Source organism: Pseudomonas sp. Marseille-P9899 (assembly GCF_903166565.1).
GTDB classification, from domain to species: Bacteria; Pseudomonadota; Gammaproteobacteria; order Pseudomonadales; family Pseudomonadaceae; genus Aquipseudomonas; species Aquipseudomonas huaxiensis.
The window spans coordinates 178,815-198,462 of record NZ_CAESCG010000009.1 but is presented as its reverse complement, the minus strand read 5'-3'; the positions used below and the strand labels follow the sequence as shown (position 1 = coordinate 198,462).

The window sequence follows — 19,648 nt, the reverse complement described above, 5'->3', positions numbered from 1 at the left end:
GGATTGGATGCTGCGATGTTGAAACGACTGTTTGATATAGGGGCTGCCAGCCTGGGGCTGATTGCCCTGGCGCCGGTCATTTTGATCGTGGCGCTGTTGATACGCCGGCGCCTGGGATCTCCGGTACTGTTTCGGCAGGTTCGCCCAGGGCTGGGCGGCAAGGCGTTCGAGATGGTCAAATTCCGGACGATGCGTGATGCGGTCGATAGCCAAGGCAATCCTCTGCCTGACAGCGAACGCATGACGCCGTTTGGCGCGTTCCTCCGCTCCAGCAGCCTTGATGAGTTGCCGGAACTGTGGAATGTGATCAAGGGCGACATGAGTCTTGTCGGGCCGCGACCACTCCTCATGGAGTACGTGCCACTTTACGACGATGAGCAGGCGCGTCGCCATGAGGTACGCCCCGGGGTGACCGGCTGGGCGCAGATCAACGGACGCAATGCGTTGAGTTGGGAAGACAAGTTCAAGCTTGACGTCTGGTATGTAGAAAACCGTTCGTTCTGGCTTGATCTGAAGATCATATTCCTGACGATCAAGAAAGTCGTGGTGCGTGACGGAATCAGTGGGCAGGGTGAAGTAACCATGTCCCGGTTTACCGGGACGCGAAAATGAGGCGCCTGGCAATTCTAGGTGCCAGTGGGCATGGCAAAGTTGTGGCGGATGCCGCACAACTGAGTGGTTGGGACAGCATCGAGTTCTTCGATGACGCCTGGCCGCAATGCCGCGTCAATGGCGCGTGGCCGGTGCTGGGTGACAGTGCCTGGTTACTTGACCACCTCAGCGAATTCACCGGCGTAGTGGTTGCCATCGGCAACAATGCCGTGCGCCGAAAGAAGCTGGTGCAATTACGGGAAGCTGGTGCCTTGCTGGCAACCATCATTCACCCATCGGCGGTAGTGAGCCGGCACGCTCGTATCGGTGCCGGCAGCGTGATTTTCGCCACGGCGGTGGTCAATCCGTTTTGTGAAATCGGTGAAGGCGCAATCCTCAATACCGGTTGCAGCGTCGATCATGATTCCAGGTTGAGTGATTGCGTGCATGTAAGTCCGGGTGCCCGGCTTGCGGGCGGAGTTACCGTAGGGGATGAAAGCTGGATTGGCATAGGTGCCTGCGTACGCCAGATGATAAACATCGGTGAGCGGGTCGTGGTCGCTGCTGGCGCTGCGGTGGTAAACGATATCTCTGATAACATGACCGTCGCAGGTGTTCCCGCGCGCGCCCTTGTCAGTAAGTAATAGCTCCGATACTTGGCACATGGATGCAAGGACCGCAGGGTCCGTAATGGTATCGACAATAGAATCCGGATAGCAGGTACGAAGCTGTGTTGAATACTTCTTTTTCCCCTTGGCCATCGTTCAGTGAAGAAGAGGCCGAGGCTGTTCGCAGTGTGGTTCTTTCCAACAAGGTCAACTACTGGACTGGCCAGGAATGCCGTGAATTCGAGAAAGAATTTGCTGCCTGGGCGGGCACAGAGTATGCCATTGCCCTGGCCAACGGTACGGTAGCTCTCGACCTGGCATTGAAGGCGCTGGGCATTGGTCAGGGTGATGAGGTTATCGTCACTCCCCGTACCTTCCTGGCTTCGGTTTCGAGCATCGTCAATGCTGGGGCCATACCGGTATTTGCCGAGGTCGATGCTGATACCCAGAATATCACCGCGCAAACCATCCAGCAGGTACTGACCCCTCGGACCCGCGGTGTGATCTGCGTCCACCTTGCAGGCTGGCCCTGCGACATGGACCCGATCATGGAGCTTGCGGCGCAACACGGTCTGAAAGTGATCGAGGACTGTGCCCAGGCTCATGGGGCTTCCTACAAGGGCCGCCCAGTCGGCTCCATCGGCCACATCGGTGCCTGGTCGTTCTGCCAGGACAAAATCATGACCACCGGCGGTGAAGGCGGCATGGTCACGACCAACGACCGTACCTTGTGGGCCGATATGTGGGCATTCAAGGACCATGGCAAGAGTTGGGACGCTGTTTACCAGCGTGAGCACGCACCAGGGTTCCGCTGGCTGCACGAAAGCTTCGGTACCAACTGGCGCATGCTGGAAATGCAGGGCGCGATCGGACGCATCCAGTTGCGTCGTATGCGAGCCTGGCACGAGGCGCGCCTGCGCAACGCTTCCGCTATCTGGGATTGCGCAAAAGCGCTACCGGGCCTGCGCGTGCCTGTGATCGAAGAGACCATTGGCCATGCCGCTTACAAATGCTACGTCTTCGTCGAGCCGCAGAAACTGCGTCCAGAGTGGTCGCGCGACCGTATCATCGGCGAAATCGTTGCCCGTGGTGTGCCGTGCTATTCCGGCTCCTGCTCGGAGGTTTATCTGGAAAAGGCGTTTGATGGCACCGGCTGGCGTCCTGAGCAGCCATTGCCGGTGGCGCGTGAGTTGGGAGAAACCAGCCTGATGTTTCTCGTTCACCCAACATTGACCGACGATGAAATCGAAAAGACTTGTGACGCCTTGCGCGATGTCATGGCGTTGGCTGTTGCCCCATAGCGTGTGAGGCACGGATGCAGAATAAGGTGATTCGAGGTTTGTGGTGGGGTTTAAAGGATGATTGATACGTTGCGCAGGAAATTGCTGCAGCTTCCCCGGCGGCAGAAGCGCCTGCTGCAGGTGCTGACGGATATAGTTTTGGTCTGGGGAGCGCTGTGGCTGGCATTTCTTGTCAGGTTGGGCATCGACGATCTCGCCAATCCGTTGCTGGATCACGGCTGGCTTTTCGCTGCCGCACCGATTATCAGCATTCCACTGTTCATTCGTTTCGGAATGTACCGGGCGGTGATGCGGTATTTCGGCAACGATGCCCTGGTGACCATCATCAAGGCGGTAAGCCTGTCGGCGCTGATTCTGGGGTTGTTTGTCTACTGGTACAGCAATCACGAGCGTCTGGTGCCGCGTTCGGTCATCTTCAACTACTGGTGGCTGAGCCTGATAATGGTGGGTGGACTGCGCCTGGCCATGCGTCAGTATTTCCTGGGTGACTGGTTTGCCGCCGCCCAGCACGTACCATTCACCAACCGTGATGACGGTCTGCCTCGGGTGGCCATCTATGGCGCCGGTGCTGCCGGCAACCAACTGGTTGCAGCGCTTCGTATTGGCAAGCTGATGCGCCCGGTCGCCTTCATTGATGACGATGAAAGCATCGCGGATCGGGTCATCTCGGGACTGCAGGTATACAAGCCTCGCCATATCCAGAAGATGATCGATGTGACCGGTGCCCAGGAAGTCCTGCTGGCGATTCCTTCGGCATCGCGCGCGCGGCGTCGGGAAATTCTGGGTTACCTCGAGGGTTTCCCTTTGCACGTACGCAGTGTGCCGGGCTTCATGGACCTGGCCAGTGGGCGTGTGAAGGTGGACGACATCCAGGAAGTGGATATCGCAGACCTGCTGGGACGTGATCCGGTACCGGCTCAAGAGGAGTTGCTTGAGCACTGTATTACCGGACAAACGGTTCTGGTCACCGGCGCAGGAGGCTCGATTGGCTCGGAGCTGTGTCGCCAGATCCTGGCTCTGTCGCCGAAGGCTCTGCTGCTGCTGGAACACAGCGAGTTCAACCTGTACAGCATCACGTCGGAACTTGAGCAAAGGGTCGCTCGTGAGGCGCTCTCGGTTGCTCTGCTACCCATTCTCGGCTCGGTGCGCAACCAGGATCAGATGCTCGATGTCATGAAGACCTGGCGTGTCGACACGGTCTACCATGCGGCGGCCTACAAGCACGTACCGATGGTGGAGCACAACATCGCCGAAGGCGTGCTGAATAATGTCATTGGTACCCTGAACACTGCGCAAGCGGCCGTTCAGGCGGGTGTCGCCAACTTCGTGCTGATCTCCACCGACAAAGCCGTTCGGCCTACCAATGTGATGGGGAGTACCAAGCGTCTGGCTGAAATGACGCTCCAGGCGCTCAGTCGCCAGCAAGCGCTGGTTCTGTTTGGTGACGACAGCAATATTTCCTATGTGAACAAGACCCGTTTCACCATGGTTCGCTTCGGTAACGTACTGGGATCCTCCGGTTCGGTGATCCCTCTGTTCCACAAGCAGATCAAGGCCGGTGGCCCGCTGACTGTGACTCACCCGAAGATCACTCGCTATTTCATGACCATCCCGGAGGCCGCGCAGTTGGTGATTCAGGCCGGTTCGATGGGCCTTGGCGGAGATGTGTTCGTCCTGGACATGGGCGAGCCTGTGCGCATCGTCGAGTTGGCTGAGAAAATGATTCACCTGTCTGGTCTCAGCGTGCGCTCGGAGCGAAATCCTCACGGCGATATTGCCATCGAGTTCACCGGCTTGCGTCCTGGGGAGAAGCTGTACGAGGAGTTGCTGATTGGCGATAACGTGGTCGCCACCCAGCATTCGATGATCATGAGCGCCAACGAAGACTTTCTGGATTGGGACGTGCTCAAGGTACGTTTGTCGACGCTTTTGTCGGCTGTGCGTCAGGATGACTACGGAGCCGTTCGCCAGCTCCTGCGCGAGACCGTCAGCGGTTATGCGCCGGACAGCGAGATCGTTGACTGGATTTATCAGCAGCGTCGGCAGGAGCCATGAGCCTTTGATCGCTACGCAGATGCAGGGGGCATAATGGTCAAGGTCAGTCAGCCACGACTGGCTGACTGACTGCCAGTCCGCAGGCCAAAGGATCCGGTGCTTGAAAACGAGCACCGGATTTTTTATGCCCGGTCAGAAATTCAGATTTGGTAAAACATCGCGCCCATCAGGAATTTGACTCTCCCGGCTAACGATCTAGGTTTGAGAGGCAGCCAAGGAAACGCTGCCTTCGTTATCGAGAACCCAAGGAGTTTCACTCATGCGCCACGCTTATCTTGCTTCGCTTCTGTTGGCCTGCTTCGGCATCTTCTCCATGCCCATCAATGCGGCTCCCTCCGCGCCTGTGCCGGCGGCAACCGTGATGGTGGAGCTTCAACAGCCGCTGATCGACCTTAACAACGTCGATGCTTCAACACTGCAAAGCCAATTGAGCGGTATTGGAAAAGCCAAGGCCGACGCTATCGTTGCCTACCGGGAAGCGAATGGGAACTTCGCTTCGGTGGACGAGCTTCTGGAGGTCAAGGGTATTGGCAAAGCGTTGCTGGAACGTAACCGGGACAAAATAGTGGTGAACTGAAGCCACAAAAAATGAGGCCGATCTTGGGTGATCGGCCTTTTCGTTCACGCAGGTCAGCGATCCTTCGCTTCCTTCGCATCCATTTCCGCATTCCTTTCATGAACCCGCCTGAGCTGCTCTTCCGTCAGGGGCAACTTTTTCGCGGTGTCCCGTAGCATCATGAGGCCGCCGACGATCGAGCCGATCGCTACCACCAGAATCAACCAGGCATACCAGGGCATGGCACTCTCCTTTGCACGGCGAATAGGGCCGTATCTGTAATTTCGAGTAAAACTTCTCTGTGTTGGTTCAATTATAGGGGGTAACGCCGAGAGGGAATTCGCGATGACTGACCCCCGTTGCGCCGCTGCATCGTTTACAATGCGCGCCGTTTTCGACTTGCCAAAGAGACCTTGCCCATGTCCGTCTGCCAGACGCCCCTGATTGTCGCCCTGGATTTCCCCACTCGTGAGGCCGCCCTGAAGCTGGCGGATCAGCTGGATCCTGCGCTGTGCCGGGTGAAGGTCGGCAAGGAGCTGTTCACCAGCAGCGCTTCCGGCATCGTCGAGACTCTGTGCAGCAAGGGCTTCGAAGTTTTCCTGGACCTGAAATTCCACGATATCCCCAACACCACGGCAATGGCCGTCAAGGCCGCGGCGGAAATGGGTGTGTGGATGGTCAACGTGCATTGCTCCGGCGGCCTGCGCATGATGTCGGCCTGCCGTGACGAGCTGGCCAAGCGCAGCGGTCCGCAGCCGTTGCTGATCGGCGTGACCGTGCTGACCAGCATGGAGCGCGAAGACCTGGCTGGTATCGGCCTGGATATCGAGCCTCAGGAGCAGGTGCTGCGGCTGGCAGCGCTGGCGGAGAAGGCGGGGATGGACGGTCTGGTCTGTTCGGCCCTGGAAGCACCGGCGCTGAAGGCCGCGCACCCGTCGCTGCAACTGGTGACGCCGGGCATTCGTCCTGCCGGCAGCGCCCAAGATGACCAGCGTCGCATCCTGACCCCGCGTCAGGCTTTGGATGCCGGCTCCGATTACCTGGTGATCGGTCGCCCGATCAGCCAGGCGGCCGATCCGGCCAAGGCGCTGGCGGCGGTGGTTGCGGAAATTCGCGGCTAAGGCCAGACCAGACAAGACGGGGCTCCCAAGGGGGCCCCGTTTTCGTTTCAGACTTTCAGCACTAGCTTGCCGAAGTTCTCACCGCTGAACAGTTTCAACAGTGTCTCGGGGAAGGTTTCCAGCCCCTCCATAATGTCTTCCTTGCTCTTGAGCTTGCCGCTTGCCAGCCATCCGGCGATTTCCTGGCCAGCCGCGCCATACTGCGCGACATGGTCCATCACCACGAAGCCTTCCATGCGGGCGCGGTTGACCAGCAGCGACAGGTAGTTGGCCGGGCCTTTCACCGCCTGTTTGTTGTTGTATTGGCTGATGGCACCGCAGATCACTACCCGGGCCTTGAAGTTCAGGCGGCTGAGCACGGCGTCGAGGATGTCGCCGCCGACGTTGTCGAAATACACGTCTACCCCTTTCGGGCACTCGCGTTTCAGGCCTTCCAGCACGTCTTCGGCCTTGTAGTCGATCACCCCGTCAAAGCCCAGTTCTTCTTTCAAGTAGGCGCATTTCTGCGCACCACCGGCGATGCCCACCACGCGGCAGCCTTTGATCTTGGCGATTTGCCCAGCGATGCTGCCCACTGCGCCGGCGGCACCGGAAATGACCACGGTCTCGCCTTCCTTGGGCGCGCCGACGTCGAGCAGGGCGAAGTACGCGGTCATGCCGGTCATGCCCAGCGCCGAGAGGTAGCGGGGCAACGGCACCAGTTTTGGATCAACCTTGTAGAAACCCTGCGGCTCGCCGAGGAAATAGTCCTGGACGCCCAGTGCACCGTTGACGTGATCGCCGACGGCGAATTTCGGGTTACGTGAGGCGATCACTTCACCGACGCCCAGTGCGCGCATCACCTGACCGAGGCCCACCGGTGGGATGTAGGACTTGCCTTCGTTCATCCAGCCGCGCATGGCCGGGTCGAGGGACAGGTAGAGGTTCTTCACCAGCACCTGGCCGTCGGCGGGTTCGCCTACCGGCACCTGCTCGTAGCTGAAGTCGTCCCGGGTCACGGCGCCTACCGGGCGTTTGGCGAGCAGGAAGCGGCGGTTGGTCTGGGCAGTCATGGAAGCCTCGCAAAGGTTGGGCAAAAGCTTTGTGATAGACCTTCATGGCGCGCTCGGCAAGTGCTGCCTTTGCGGCGAATACCTGACTATCGAGCAAGGTGATGAAGCACGGCGTTGATAATCACCTGTTCTCATAGTGCATCAACCGGAACCCTGATGATGCTGCCCATCTGCTCTATCGGCTGACTAGACTCACGCCACTTTCCTCACCTTGTTGCAGGAGCTTTCGATGAGTATGACGTTTTCCGGCCAGGTCGCTCTGGTCACCGGTGCCGCCGCAGGTATCGGCCGTGCCACGGCGCAGGCGTTTGCCCGGCAAGGGCTGAAGGTGGTGGTGGCCGATCTGGACGTAGCGGGTGGCGAGGCCACGGTGGCGTTGATCCGCGCAGAAGGTGGCGAGGCAATCTTCGTCGCCTGCAACGTGACCAAGGATGCCGAGGTGCAGCAGTTGCTGGCGCGGACCGTCGAGGCCTATGGCCGCCTGGACTACGCGTTCAACAATGCGGGTATCGAGATTGAGCAGGGCCGCCTGTCCGAAGGTAGCGAGGCGGAGTTCGACGCGATCATGGGCGTCAACGTCAAAGGCGTGTGGCTGTGCATGAAGTACCAGTTGCCGCTGATGCTCGCTCAAGGCGGTGGCGCGATCGTCAATACCGCTTCGGTTGCCGGCCTTGGCGCGGCGCCGAAGATGAGTATCTACAGCGCCTCCAAGCACGCGGTGATTGGCCTGACCAAGTCCGCTGCGATCGAGTACGCCAAGAAGAAGATCCGGGTCAACGCCGTTTGCCCGGCGGTAATCGATACCGACATGTTCCGCCGTGCCTACGAGGCCGACCCGCGCAAGGCGGAGTTTGCCGCCGCCATGCACCCGGTTGGCCGCATCGGCAAGGTCGAGGAAATCGCCAGCGCCGTGCTCTACCTGTGCAGCGACGGCGCAGCCTTCACCACCGGCCAGGCCCTGGCGGTGGACGGTGGTGCCACGGCTATTTGACGGCCAGCATGGCCTGGACTGCGGCGTTTCTGCTGGAGCGCAGCAGGGCGCCGGCGACCACCAGGCAACCCCCCAGCAACAGGGCGCCGAACAAGGTCAAGGCGGTGCCGGCACCGAAGCGGTCGGCCAGCAGGCCGGTGAAGATCACCGGCAGGCTGAAACCCAGATAGGCGAGCAGGAAGAATCCGGCGCTGGCGCGGGTTTTTTCTGCTCCCGCCAGCGCATTGACCGCCGACAGCCCGCCCAGATAGATAAACCCGTAACAGGCACTGCTGGCCCCGATTGCTCCCAGCAATACAGCTGGCAATATGCCGCTATGCGCGCCCCACGCCAGCAGTGCGTAACTGCATGGCAGCACCAGCAAGCCCAGTCCGGTCGAGCGGGCTGGTGTCATGCGTCGCGCCAGGGGCTGGAACAGCAGGCCACAACTGATGACACAGAACGTCGACATCCCCGACCAGTTGGCCAGATGATGGCGTGCCAGGATCGACGGCATCAGAGCGATGACCAGGCCGACACAGCCCCAGGCCAGCAAGATCGCCAGACCGTAGGGGAGGCTTCCTGTCGGGTAGAACGGCAGGCGCAGCAGCGCGGTTTGGCGACGGACGCCAGGATCCGGCAACCCCAGTACCGCCAGCAGCGCAACCAACGCCAGGCCCAGATGCAGCGCAAAGCTGCCGGGTACGAGTGTGGGACCTTGTAGCAGGAACAGGCTGGTGACCGCCGCGCCGAGGCCAAAGCCCAGCGAGGTGCTGGCAGTGACCCGATTGGCTGCGGCGCGGTTGTCGCCGTTGCGCATCAATTCGCCCATGTACGCGGTGCCGGTAGCCGATGCCAGCGCAGTCCCGACGCCCAGCAGGGTGCGGGCGAAGGCGAGGGTGGTCAGGCCGGGCGCGAGCATCGTCAGTACCGTGGCCAGCATCGACAGGCAGAGCGCCGCAATGATTAGCGGCTTGTGGCCGATCCGGTCCGCCAGTCCGCCGAGCAACAGCAGTACCGGCAGGACGCCGACGACATAACCGGAAAACGCGACCGCAGTCGCCGCCGCCCCCTGACCGGAGAGCGCCGCATAGGCGGTGTACAGCGGGGCCTGGAGATTGACGGCAAAGGTGACCAGGCACAGGGCGAAAGCCAGTACGGCGGACGCATGGCGGGTAATCATGGGGGACTCCTTGTAGTGACAAGGCGATTTTCGGGTGACTGTTGGCAGGGGGAAAGGCACACCCCTGAGTCTTTTGTGATTAACTGTTCGGCCAAAATGACCAAACACTCGAGCCATGAAACTGAACCTTGATCGGCAATTGACGGCCCCGCTGGTGCAGCAGTTGGCGGATGGCCTGCAGGGCTGGATTGCCGCGCAGCGGCTACGTCCTGGCAGCCGTCTGCCGTCGATTCGTTATTTGGCGAAAGAGCAGGGGGTCAGCCAGTCCTGTGCCATCGAGGCCTACGACCGGTTGGTATCGCAAGGCTGGCTGGAGGCGCGTCACGGTGTCGGGTTTTTCGTCGCCGAGCGTAAGGGCCAGGCGCCTTTCGCCGAAGAACCGCACTGGGAAGAAGGCATCGACGGGCGCTGGCGGTTGTTCAGCGACGATCGTGATGCCCTGCTCAGGCTCGGCTGCGGCTGGCTGCCGGACAACTGGCGGCAAAGCGAGGAAATTGCCCTGGCAATTCGTCAGGTCAGTCGCGGTGCGGGGCAGGATCTGTTCGGCTACGGGCCGCCGTTGGGGCTCACGGCCTTGCGCCAGCAGGTGCGCAAGCGCCTCGGGTTGTTGGGGATCCAGGTGCAGCCCGAGCAGATTCTCACCACCCAGGGTGCCAGCCAGGCCCTCGACTTGCTGGTGCGCACTTTGCTCAAGCCGGGCGATAGCGTGCTGGTGGAAACGCCCGGCTATTACAACCTCTACAACCTGCTGCGCCTGCACGGTGTGCGCATGCTGCCGGTGCCGCGCACGGTGGACGGCCCCGATCTTGAGGTGATGGCTGATCTGCTGCGCGAGCACGCTCCGCGTTATCTGTTCATCAACAGCCTCTACCACAACCCCACCGGCACCAGCCTGAGCCCGCGCACCGCCCAGCGCTTGCTGGAATTGGCCGGCGAATTCGACGTGCGGATCATCGAGGACGATATCTATGCCGACTTTCAGGACAGCCAGGCGACCCGCCTGACGACCCTCGACAGTCAGCAGCGGGTGATTTACCTCGCGAGCTTTTCAAAGACCCAGAGCAGTTCGCTGCGGGTCGGTTACCTGGTCGCTGATGCGGGGCTGATCGCGCGCCTGGCCGAGGTGAAGATGATCACCGGAATTGGCACGTCGCGGTTCGCCGAGCAGGTGCTGGCGCAGTTGCTGGCCAGCGGGGTGTACCGCAAGAGCGTGCAGCGCTTGCGCGTGCGTCTGGCCCAGCATATGGCCAGTGCGTTGCGCCTGCTCGAGGCCACCGGCTGGGAGGTTTTCGCCGAGCCTTACGGCGGCATGTTCGTCTGGGCCCGCTGCCCGGGTGTCGACTCCAGCGCGCTGCAACAGATCGCCCAGCGTGAAGGCGTCGTGCTCTCGCCGGGTTCGGCATTCGATCCCGAGGGCGCCGACAGTGACTGGCTGCGAATCAATGTCGCCTACACCCAGGATGTGCGTGCTCAAGCGTTTTTTCAGGCGGTTGGCCAACTATCGTCGCGACGACCTTCAGTTTCCTGAAAACGACGGCTCCGTAGCTTTTTGCCATTATTCCGGCGCCGGTGTCTTGTGCTGCCACGGGCGCCGTTGCCACTCTGCACCCTTGGCGATGCGGCGAGTTTTCCAGGGGCACAAGGGGGCAGCGAGCAATGAAATCGGGCGCAAATGGTGGTTTCGCCAACCTGGGCATGGCCCGCAAGCTGGGGCTGGGATTCACCCTGGTGCTGTTATTGACGGCGGTTGTGGCCGCGATCGGTATTGCTGCGCTGTATGGCCTCGGCCAGCGCGTCGATGGGCTCAAGCAGATGACCGCGTTCAACAACGGGGTGCTGGCCTTGCGTCTGGACGAGCAGCGCTTCGCCCAGCGTTCTGATCCCAAGGCGGCTGAGGCGTTGCGCAAGGGTGTGGAAGCCTTGAGCGCCCAGGCCGGGCAGTTGCCGGAACTTGCCAGCAGCGATGTCGGCGCCGAGCTGAATGCCTACCGCCAGGCATTCGACCAATTCGTCGAGTTGACCCAGGCCAAGGAGCTGGCGCTGGACATGGCCAGTTGGTCGGTGTCCAGCGTTGCCAATAACCTGGATGTGTTGCAGTCCGGGCTGGCGGACGATGGCACCTGGACGCTGAAGGACTCCCAAGGCCAGAAGGGCGCCGAGTTCGTCGAGCAGGCCGGCCAGGTTGGTCAGGTGGCGCGGCTGATGCTGCAGGCGATGGATGAGGCGCGGGTGCGCCTGGAGCAAAACCGCAAGGGCGCCGACGATGTACGCCAGGGACGCATCGAGCAGGCTGATCAGGCCGCGGAACTGGCCGCGCAACTCAAGGGAAGTATCGAGGACCCTGGCTATCAGAGCGTGCTTGGCGAGGTGACCACCCACATCGCCAGCTTCGGCGAGAAGCTTGGTGAATACACGGACCTGCTGGCCCGCGAGGAGCAATTGCGCCAGCAATTGCAGGCGCGGGCCGAACAGGTCACGGCGCGGGTCGAGCAGATCAACGCGGCCATCGATGCCGGAATGCAGGCCGAATTGAAGCGTAATGCCTTGCTGATTCTGGCGTCGTCATTGCTGGCGTTGCTGGTGGGCATTGTCGCGGCGATCCTCATTACCCGAGCCATCGTGCTGCCGCTGCGCCGGGTGATCAGCCGTGCCCAGGAAATTGCCGCAGGGGATTTGCGCGGCGAAATCAACGTCGATCGCCGTGATGAAGTGGGGCAGTTGCTGCTGGCCATGCAGCAGATGGGCAGCGGCCTGAGCGGCATCGTCAGTGGCTTGCAGTCCGGGATCGACAAGCTGGCCAGCAACGCCCACACCTTGTCGGCGGTGACCGAGCAGACCAACCGCGAAGTCAGCAGCCAGAAAGAGGAAACGGATCAGGTTGCCACCGCCATGCAGGAGATGACGGCCACCGTGCACAGCGTCGCCCGTGATGCCGAGGAGGCTGCGCAAGCCGCGCAATCGGCGGACGGCAAGGTGGAAAGCGGCCAGCAGGTGGTGCGCCAGAGCATGCAGCGCATCGAGCGACTGGCCAGTGCCGCCGATTCGGCCAGCCACAGCATCGAGAACCTCAGCGCCGAAATCCAGCACATCGGCTCGGTGCTGGAAGTGATCAAGAGCGTCGCCGAGCAGACTAACCTGCTGGCGCTCAACGCCGCCATCGAAGCTGCCCGCGCGGGTGAGCAGGGTCGCGGTTTTGCCGTGGTGGCGGATGAAGTGCGGGCCCTGGCCAAGCGTACCCAACAGTCCACCGAAGAGATCGAGCGTCTGGTCAGCAGTCTGCGGGCCAATGCCCAGTCATCGGTGACGCAGATCCAGAACAGTGGCGAACTGGTCAAGCTGGCGGTGGCTGATGCGCTGCAAACCGAAAGTGCGCTGGGCAGCATCGCAGCGGCAGTGTCGTTGATCCAGCAGATGAACCAGCAGATTGCCGCGGCGGCAGAACAGCAGAGCTCGGTGGCCGAGGAAATCAGCCGCAGCGTGACCCAGATTCGCAGCAGCGCCGATCAGTCGGCGATGGCCATGCAAGGCAACGCCAGCTCGAGTATCGAGCTGGCGCAGTTGGGAGCGGAGTTGAAAGGGATGGTCGGGCATTTCCGGATCTGAGTCCGGAAATGCCTGTCAGGCGCTTTTACGCCAGTGGAGGATCAGCAGCGTCAACACGCCAGCGACGATGCCCCAGAAGGCCGAGCCGATGGAGAACAGGGTGAAGCCCGAGGCGGTGACCATGAAGGTGATCAGCGCCGCTTCGCGTTCCTTGGCTTCGTTCATCGCCACGCTGAGGCCATTCATGATCGAGCCGAACAGCGCCAGGGCGGCAATCGACAGCACCAGCTCCTTGGGCAGGGCGGCGAACAGCGCCGCCAGGGTGGCGCCGAAGGTCCCGGCGATGCCGTAGAAAATCCCGCACCAGACGGCTGCGGTGTAGCGCTTCTTGGGGTCTTCATGGGCATGCGGCCCGGTGCAGATCGCCGCGCTGATTGCCGCCAGGTTAACCCCGTGGGCGCCGAACGGTGCCAGCACCAGCGAGGCCAGACCGGTAACCGAAATCAGCGGCGAGGCGGGCACTTGATAGCCATCGGCGCGCAGCACGGCGACGCCGGGCATGTTCTGCGAAGTCATCGCCACCACGAACAACGGAATGCCGATGCTGATGGTCGCGGCGAGGGAGAAGCTCGGCGTAGTCCACACCGGTGTCGCCACTTCCAGCTTGAAGCCGCTGAAGTCCAGCAGGCCAAGCGCGCCGGACAGCGCCGTACCCACCACCAGCGCGGCGAGCACCGAGTAGCGCGGCGACACCCGCTTGATCAGCAGGTAGCTGAAGAACATCCCCAGTACCAGGGTGGTGCGGTGCTGGGCGGCGACGAAGATTTCGCTGCCGATCTTGAACAGAATCCCGGCCAGCAGCGCCGAGGCCAGCGACGCGGGAATGCGTTTGACCAGGCGTTCGAAACTGCCGGTCAGGCCGCAGATCACCACCAGCACGGCGCAGGTGATGTAGGCGCCAATGGCCTCGCCGTAGGTCACGCCGCCGAGGCTGGTGATCAGCAATGCCGCGCCCGGCGTCGACCAGGCAACGGTCACCGGCGTGCGGTAACGCAGCGACAGGCCGATGCTGCACACCGCCATGCCGATGGACAGCGCCCAGATCCACGAGGAAATCTGTGCGCTGGTCAGCCCTGCGGCCTGGCCGGCCTGGAACATCAGCACCAATGAGCTGGTGTAGCCGGTGAGCATGGCGATGAAACCGGCGACCACCGCGGAGGGTGACGAGTCGGCCAGCGGCCGCAATTGTGCGGAGGTGGCGTCGGGCATGGCGAAATCCTTATACGGGTGTCAGCAGATTTTTCAGACTACCGTGCGACAGGGTGTCGATTGCAATACAGCAACCGTTGCATTTAGCCGTACAGTCGCCAACCATGAAGGTCGGTTCGCTTTTGCAGAAAAGGGGGAGGGGCAAGATGTACAAGGTCTATGGGGATTACCAGTCGGGCAACTGTTACAAGATCAAGCTGATGCTGCACCTGCTCGATCTGCCTTACACTTGGCAGCCGGTGGATATTCTCAAGGGTGAGACACAGACGCCGGAATTCCTGGCAATGAACCCCAATGGCAAGGTCCCGGTGTTGCAACTGGAAGACGGCACCTGCCTGTGGGAGTCCAACGCGATTCTCAATTTCCTCGCTGACGGCAGTGAGTTCCTGCCCTCTGAACCGCGGTTGCGCACCCAGGTGCTGCAATGGCAGTTCTTCGAGCAGTACAGCCACGAGCCCTATATCGCGGTGGCGCGTTTTATCCAGTTCTATCTGGGGCTACCGGACGAGCGCCTGGAGGAATACCGCAAGCTGCACAAGGGCGGGCACAAGGCGCTGAAGGTGATGGAGCGGCAACTGGAAGTGACGCCGTATCTGGTGGGCGACCGCTATTCGATCGCCGACGTGGCGTTGTATGCCTACACCCATGTCGCGCATGAGGGCGGCTTCGACCTGAGCGCTTATCCGAAGGTGCGGGAGTGGCTGGCGCGAGTGGCAGAGCATCCGCGGCATGTAGCGATGGAAGGCTGAGGTTCAAGGAGCGAGCTTGTCGGGGCGCCGAACCGTCGCGAAGGCCTGCACAGCAGGCCCCGAAAGGATCAGGCAGCCGAAAAACGCTGGTCCAGATAGGCGATGATCGCCTTGGACTCGTACATCCAGGTGGTCTTGCCGTCTTCTTCGATACGCAGGCACGGCACTTTGATCTTGCCGCCTTCGGTGAGCAGGGTCTGACGATCCTGTTCGTTGTTCTTCGCGTCGCGCAGGGTGACCGGCACGTTCAGGCGGTGCAGGGTGCGGCGGGTCTTCACGCAGAACGGACAGGCGTGGAACTGGTACAGGCTCAACCCACGGGCTTCCTGCTCGACCCGCGCCTGGGCGGCGGGGTCACGCTTGCGTTTGGCCGGGCGGCTGATCCAGTCGAGAAAGACGATCACCTGGCCGAGGCCGACCCGCAGTGCTTTGACGATCATGGCAACTCCTCAAAATGAAAAAGCCGACCTGGACAGGTCGGCTCGCGTAACGCTCCCGATCACTTGATCAGGCTGAGAAACTCGCTGCGGGTCGCGGCGTTATCGCGGAACTCGCCGAGCATCACCGAAGTGATCATCGACGAGTTCTGCTTCTCGACGCCGCGCATCATCATGCACATGTGCTTGGCTTCGATGACGACGGCGACGCCCAGGGCGCCGGTAACCGTCTGCACCGCCTCGGCGATTTCGCGGCTCAGGTTTTCCTGGATCTGCAGGCGACGGGCATACATGTCGACAATCCGTGCCACCTTGGACAGGCCCAGCACCTTGCCGCTCGGGATGTAGGCGACGTGCGCCTTGCCGATGAAAGGCAGCAGGTGGTGTTCGCACAGCGAGTACAGCTCGATGTCCTTGACCAGGACCATCTCGCTGTTGTCTGAGCTGAACAGAGCGCCGTTGGTCACTTCTTCCAGGGTTTGGGTGTAACCGCGGCAAAGGTACTGCATGGCCTTCGCGGCCCGTTTCGGCGTGTCGAGCAGGCCTTCGCGGGAGACATCCTCGCCGAGCTGGCCGAGGATTGCGGTGTAGTTCTGTTCCAGGGACATGGATCTACCTGTGGTGTATTTCGCAAACGCGAAGGGTACGGCGGCTGTGGCGGCGCCGCAAGTCCGGCGTTACTCGTCGCGACCTTCGAGCATGGTCCGGCGCAGCATCACATACACAGCGCCAGTGCCGCCGTGTCTGGCCTGGCACGAGGTAAAGCCCAGCACTTGGGCGTGCTGGCGCAGCCAGGTATTGACGTGGCTCTTGATCATCGGGCGCTTGCCATCCAGGCGCACGGCCTTGCCGTGGGTGACGCGCACGCAACGGATTTCGAAGCGGGTGGCCTCGGCAAGGAAGGCCCAGAGGGTTTCGCGCGCTTTCTCGACGGTCATGCCGTGCAGGTCGAGGCTGCCTTCAAAGCCGATCTGGCCGAGCTTGAGCTTGCGCATCTGGCTTTCCTGGACGCCGTCGCGGCTCCAGTGCAGATCGTCTTCCGGGCCCACGTCGATGACGAACTGATCGGACAGGCCGTCGACCACGGTCTGGTCGCTGCGCACCGTCGCGTTCTGCCGCAGGTTGTTCAGTTGCTTGCGATCAGTCTTGGGTTTGCCGGTGTCGGCGCGATCATGCTTGATCGGCTTGACGCCGCGCACCTCGCTCTTGAACAGGGAAAAATCGTCGTCTTGCATGTAGGTCTCCGCCGCGAGCGGCGCAGTTTACGCGAGTCCACACGCCGTTGCAGTCAATCGTGTTTTTTCATCAGGTGGGGCGACAGGTTAAGTTCGCGGCCGCGGCGCAGACGCAGGCGACGTCGGCGCCAGAGCCACACGCCCAGGTACAGAACCAGCAAACCGCCGCCGAGCACCAGGCTTGCGGCGGCGGGGTTGGCATTGAGCTCGCCCAGTGCGGCGGGGTGGCCCAGCAGGCTGGCGGCTCCGGCCATGGCCAGCAGCACGCCGACGCTGGCCAGCAGGGCCGAAAACACCGCGGCCAGGCGCGAACGCCAATTGCCCGGCTGGCGCGGACGCAGGCGTTTGGCGTCGAAACCGTCGGATATTTTCATTCCGATTTCCTCAGTGAATATCCGGTTTTGGACCGAAAGTCGTGGAGGTGGTTCCGCGCGCCAAGGGTCAGATCAGACTGTTGGTAGGGGTCACGCAGGCAAAGTTGTCGGCCATGATCGCCATTTCAGTCTGCTGGATCTGTGCGGCGGGGATCACGCCATCCTTGAACGGCAGGTCGCGGGTGGCGCAGGCGTCTTCGACCAGGGTGCAGCGGTAGCCGTAGTCTTTGGCGCGGCGCACGGTGGTGCTGACGCTGGAGTGGCTCATGAAGCCGCAGACGATCAGGTCGAGGTGGCCGAGGTTCTGCAGGGTTTCATGCAGGCTGGTGTTCTTGAAGGCGTTGGGCATGCGCTTTTCGATGATGACTTCATCGCCCTGTGGCTCGAGGCCTGGGATGAATTCGCCGCGCGCACCCTGAGGATCGAACAGACCGCCGACGGTGCCCAGGTGACGCACGTGAATCACCGGACGACCGGCCTTGCGCGCCGCGTCGAGCAGTTTGCCGATGTTCGCCACTGCCTCGTCCATGCCCGACAGCGCCAGGGGACCGCTCAGGTACTCTTTCTGCGCATCGATAATGATCAGGCTGGCGTTGCTCAGTTTGGCGGGCGGATAGCCACGTCCGCTGAGGTGGAACATCGTCATTGGAACAGACATCAGGGGCTCCTTCGGGTAGGGCTTTTTACCTATTCTCCCCTGCTTGGACACTTATGTGAATCGCTTAGCGTACAAGTGGCGTGGTTAGTGGCTCTCAGCCATGTCAGCCAATCGCCCGTCGATGCAATTGCGGCCACTTGTTGCGCGAGGCTGGTAGAATCGCCGGTCGTCTTCCAAGGAGTCTGCCGTGATCACTTCCCGCCTGCGCACACTGCGCGACCACATTCGCTGGGCCGTCAGCCGCTTCCACGAGCATGAGTTGTTCTTCGGCCATGGTGCCGACAACGCGTGGGACGAGGCTCGGTTGCTGGTGCTGGGAGCGGTTCACCTGCCTTGGGAAGTGGCTGACAGCTATCTGGATTGCCGCCTGGAAGACGACGAACTGGTGAAGCTGCAACGCCTGCTCAAGCGCCGCATCGAAGACCGCGTGCCGACCGCTTATCTGCTGGGCGAGGCGTGGTTCTGCGGGATGTCGTTCATCGTCGATGAGCGTGTGCTGGTGCCGCGTTCGCCGATCGGCGAACTGATCGAAAAGCGCTTCGAGCCGTGGCTGGCCGACGAGCCGGCGCGCATTCTCGACCTGTGCACCGGTTCAGGTTGCATCGGTATCGTCAGTGCCGAAGTCTTCCCCGACGCCGAAGTGGTGTTGGCCGACCTGTCTTTCGAAGCGCTCGAAGTGGCCAACCAGAACATTGAGCGACATGGCCTGGAACAGCGCGTCTACACCGTCCAGGGTGACGGTTTCGCCGGTCTCCCGGCGCAGCGTTTCGACCTGATCCTGTCCAACCCGCCATATGTCGATGCCGAAGATTTCGCCGACATGCCGGCCGAGTATCAGCACGAACCGGAGCTGGGTCTGGCCTGTGGCAACGATGGTCTGGATCTGGTGCGGCGCATGCTGGCCGAGGCGGCGGATCACCTGACCGAAAAGGGCTTGCTGATTGTCGAGGTCGGCAACAGCCAGGTGCATGTCGAGCAGTTGTACCCGGAAGTGGATTTCGCCTGGCTGGAGTTCGAGCGCGGCGGTCACGGCGTGTTCATGCTCACTGCCGAGCAATGCCGCCAGCATCAGGCGCTGTTCGCTTCGCGGGGCTGATGATGTTGTTGCGCGGGACGGCGTGTCAGCCAGTCCCGCGCTTCGCCCTCAGCGGTGGGTGGCGATCCAGATCAGCAAGCCGGCCTGGAACACTGCGAACGCCACCAGGCAGGTGATGGTGAACCGCAGGCCGCTGTCTTCGCGCCGGTACTTGGAAACCCGCTCGTCGCGCTCGCGCAGTTGCGCTTCCTTCTCCTGCAACTTCTGATCGGCCTGCTGCAACATGTTGGCCGCTTCGATGATCTCGACCCGCTGCAGCTTGTCGGTATTCCAGCCGCCTTTCAGCTCGCCGACCTGGGTTTCGACGTAGCGGCCCTTGAGGTGCTGGGCGTCGGCGTACTCGACTTCCACGCCGTGGCTACGCAGGACATGGTCGCGGCGCAGGCGGGTGTCTTCGTTGAGTGCGTCCTTGTTCGCCAGGGCGCCGCCCTCGAGCCGGTAGTGCGACCACTTGCGCTGTGCCCACTGCACGGCCTGGGCCCGCATGAAACGGCCGATTCCGCGGTTCCGTGGTTCGATCTGCAAGCCGCTGTCGGGGCCGATGGTCACCAGGCGCTTGTCGTGGTCGACACGGATATCCAGCACGTTCTGTTCTTTGCGCACTTTCTGCCCGGGCAAACGGATTTCCATGCGCAGCAGGCTGTGTTCCTTGCTGTGGCGCTCGGCATGGCCGAACTCGACGAAACGCAACGGACGCGCGCCGCTGTTGCGGTCGGTCGGCAGCGGCGCCAGGCGCAGCAACTGGAAATGTTCGGGTGCCAGGTCCGCCCAGGGCAGCGGGGCGGCTTCCGGAACAACCGGTTCGTCGGCCGCTGCGGTAGCGTCCTGGGTGGGTGCATCAGTCATCACA

21 protein-coding genes and 1 pseudogene are annotated in these 19,648 nt (G+C 61.8%); 12 read left to right on the top strand and 10 right to left on the bottom strand.

What is annotated here, in order from left to right; translation table 11 throughout:
- The first annotated feature begins 15 nt into the window (after positions 1–15).
- From HWV67_RS28940 to HWV67_RS28920, 5 genes are all read left to right on the top strand, one after another.
- The gene (locus tag HWV67_RS28940) at positions 16–612 is read left to right on the top strand and encodes a sugar transferase (protein WP_175653708.1); all 597 of its coding nucleotides are present in this window, start codon (positions 16–18) and stop codon (positions 610–612) included.
- Positions 609–1,235 carry an acetyltransferase gene (locus HWV67_RS28935; RefSeq protein ID WP_175653707.1) on the top strand — a complete coding sequence of 209 codons (627 nt, stop codon included), beginning with the start codon at positions 609–611 and terminating at the stop codon, positions 1,233–1,235. The genes HWV67_RS28940 and HWV67_RS28935 overlap by 4 nt, the downstream gene beginning before the upstream one ends.
- 86 nt (positions 1,236–1,321) lie before the next feature.
- The gene (locus HWV67_RS28930; RefSeq protein WP_175653706.1) at positions 1,322–2,500 is read left to right on the top strand and encodes a DegT/DnrJ/EryC1/StrS family aminotransferase; all 1,179 of its coding nucleotides are present in this window, start codon (positions 1,322–1,324) and stop codon (positions 2,498–2,500) included.
- A 57-nt stretch (positions 2,501–2,557) separates the two neighbouring features.
- Positions 2,558–4,555 (top strand): polysaccharide biosynthesis protein, encoded by a 1,998-nt coding sequence (locus HWV67_RS28925; RefSeq protein ID WP_175653705.1) that lies wholly within the window; start codon positions 2,558–2,560, stop codon positions 4,553–4,555.
- Positions 4,556–4,814: 259 nt separating this feature from the next.
- Positions 4,815–5,132 carry a ComEA family DNA-binding protein gene (locus tag HWV67_RS28920; protein ID WP_175653704.1) on the top strand — a complete coding sequence of 106 codons (318 nt, stop codon included), beginning with the start codon at positions 4,815–4,817 and terminating at the stop codon, positions 5,130–5,132.
- 53 nt (positions 5,133–5,185) lie between these two features.
- On the opposite strand, the gene HWV67_RS28915 is transcribed toward HWV67_RS28920, so the two are convergent.
- Complete coding sequence (locus HWV67_RS28915) at positions 5,186–5,353, bottom strand: DUF2897 family protein (RefSeq protein WP_175653703.1); 168 nt, start codon at positions 5,351–5,353, stop codon at positions 5,186–5,188.
- 177 nt (positions 5,354–5,530) lie between these two features.
- Between HWV67_RS28915 and pyrF the strand changes: the two genes are divergently transcribed.
- Positions 5,531–6,232, top strand: a complete 702-nt coding sequence (gene pyrF / locus HWV67_RS28910; protein ID WP_175653702.1) for an orotidine-5'-phosphate decarboxylase — start codon at positions 5,531–5,533, stop codon at positions 6,230–6,232.
- Between the two features lie 47 nt (positions 6,233–6,279).
- On the opposite strand, the gene HWV67_RS28905 is transcribed toward pyrF, so the two are convergent.
- Positions 6,280–7,284 carry an NADP-dependent oxidoreductase gene (locus tag HWV67_RS28905; protein WP_175653701.1) on the bottom strand — a complete coding sequence of 335 codons (1,005 nt, stop codon included), beginning with the start codon at positions 7,282–7,284 and terminating at the stop codon, positions 6,280–6,282.
- A 229-nt stretch (positions 7,285–7,513) separates the two neighbouring features.
- Between HWV67_RS28905 and HWV67_RS28900 the strand changes: the two genes are divergently transcribed.
- Positions 7,514–8,275, top strand: coding sequence for an SDR family oxidoreductase (locus tag HWV67_RS28900; protein ID WP_175653700.1), 762 nt, complete (start codon positions 7,514–7,516; stop codon positions 8,273–8,275).
- Here the strand turns inward: HWV67_RS28900 and HWV67_RS28895 are convergent.
- Positions 8,268–9,554 (bottom strand): MFS transporter, encoded by a 1,287-nt coding sequence (locus tag HWV67_RS28895; protein WP_175653699.1) that lies wholly within the window; start codon positions 9,552–9,554, stop codon positions 8,268–8,270. The two genes, HWV67_RS28900 and HWV67_RS28895, sit on opposite strands and share 8 nt — an antisense overlap.
- Between HWV67_RS28895 and HWV67_RS28890 the strand changes: the two genes are divergently transcribed.
- The 3 genes and pseudogenes from HWV67_RS28890 (at position 9,553) to HWV67_RS32315 (ending at position 13,040) form a co-directional block, all read left to right on the top strand.
- Positions 9,553–10,965 carry an aminotransferase-like domain-containing protein gene (locus tag HWV67_RS28890; protein WP_175653698.1) on the top strand — a complete coding sequence of 471 codons (1,413 nt, stop codon included), beginning with the start codon at positions 9,553–9,555 and terminating at the stop codon, positions 10,963–10,965. The genes HWV67_RS28895 and HWV67_RS28890 overlap by 2 nt on opposite strands.
- A 128-nt stretch (positions 10,966–11,093) precedes the next feature.
- A pseudogene (locus HWV67_RS32320) lies at positions 11,094–12,176 on the top strand (HAMP domain-containing protein); the annotation flags it as partial.
- On the top strand, positions 12,168–13,040 hold the full coding sequence (locus tag HWV67_RS32315; protein ID WP_371929355.1) for a methyl-accepting chemotaxis protein: 873 nt from the start codon (positions 12,168–12,170) through the stop codon (positions 13,038–13,040). The pseudogene HWV67_RS32320 and the gene HWV67_RS32315, both read left to right, overlap by 9 nt.
- Positions 13,041–13,055: 15 nt before the next feature.
- Here HWV67_RS32315 and HWV67_RS28880 read toward each other — a convergent pair whose 3' ends face one another.
- Positions 13,056–14,249 (bottom strand): benzoate/H(+) symporter BenE family transporter, encoded by a 1,194-nt coding sequence (locus tag HWV67_RS28880; protein ID WP_175653696.1) that lies wholly within the window; start codon positions 14,247–14,249, stop codon positions 13,056–13,058.
- Positions 14,250–14,395: 146 nt separating this feature from the next.
- On the opposite strand from HWV67_RS28880, the gene HWV67_RS28875 reads away from it, so the two are divergent.
- Positions 14,396–14,998 (top strand): glutathione S-transferase family protein, encoded by a 603-nt coding sequence (locus tag HWV67_RS28875; RefSeq protein ID WP_095155539.1) that lies wholly within the window; start codon positions 14,396–14,398, stop codon positions 14,996–14,998.
- 68 nt (positions 14,999–15,066) lie between these two features.
- Here the strand turns inward: HWV67_RS28875 and HWV67_RS28870 are convergent, their stop codons facing one another.
- The 5 genes from HWV67_RS28870 to HWV67_RS28850 all read right to left on the bottom strand — a co-directional run bounded on the left by HWV67_RS28870 (position 15,067) and on the right by HWV67_RS28850 (position 17,702).
- Positions 15,067–15,438, bottom strand: a complete 372-nt coding sequence (locus HWV67_RS28870) for a glutathione S-transferase N-terminal domain-containing protein (RefSeq protein WP_110969261.1) — start codon at positions 15,436–15,438, stop codon at positions 15,067–15,069.
- A gap of 59 nt (positions 15,439–15,497) precedes the next feature.
- Entirely contained in the window at positions 15,498–16,043 is a 546-nt protein-coding gene (gene folE / locus HWV67_RS28865; protein WP_095155541.1) for a GTP cyclohydrolase I FolE, read from the bottom strand.
- Between the two features lie 69 nt (positions 16,044–16,112).
- On the bottom strand, positions 16,113–16,670 hold the full coding sequence (locus tag HWV67_RS28860; RefSeq protein ID WP_110969306.1) for a Smr/MutS family protein: 558 nt from the start codon (positions 16,668–16,670) through the stop codon (positions 16,113–16,115).
- 53 nt (positions 16,671–16,723) lie between these two features.
- Positions 16,724–17,044 carry a hypothetical protein gene (locus HWV67_RS28855; protein ID WP_175653695.1) on the bottom strand — a complete coding sequence of 107 codons (321 nt, stop codon included), beginning with the start codon at positions 17,042–17,044 and terminating at the stop codon, positions 16,724–16,726.
- A gap of 67 nt (positions 17,045–17,111) precedes the next feature.
- Entirely contained in the window at positions 17,112–17,702 is a 591-nt protein-coding gene (locus tag HWV67_RS28850; protein ID WP_175653694.1) for a cysteine hydrolase family protein, read from the bottom strand.
- 187 nt (positions 17,703–17,889) lie between these two features.
- Here HWV67_RS28850 and prmB point away from each other — a divergent pair, with 187 nt between their 5' ends.
- Positions 17,890–18,798: a 50S ribosomal protein L3 N(5)-glutamine methyltransferase gene (prmB, locus tag HWV67_RS28845; protein ID WP_175653693.1), complete on the top strand. Its 909-nt coding sequence runs from the start codon at positions 17,890–17,892 to the stop codon at positions 18,796–18,798.
- Positions 18,799–18,846: 48 nt separating this feature from the next.
- Here prmB and HWV67_RS28840 read toward each other — a convergent pair whose 3' ends face one another.
- Positions 18,847–19,644, bottom strand: coding sequence for a hypothetical protein (locus HWV67_RS28840; protein ID WP_175653692.1), 798 nt, complete (start codon positions 19,642–19,644; stop codon positions 18,847–18,849).
- Between the last annotated feature and the right edge of the window lie 4 nt (positions 19,645–19,648).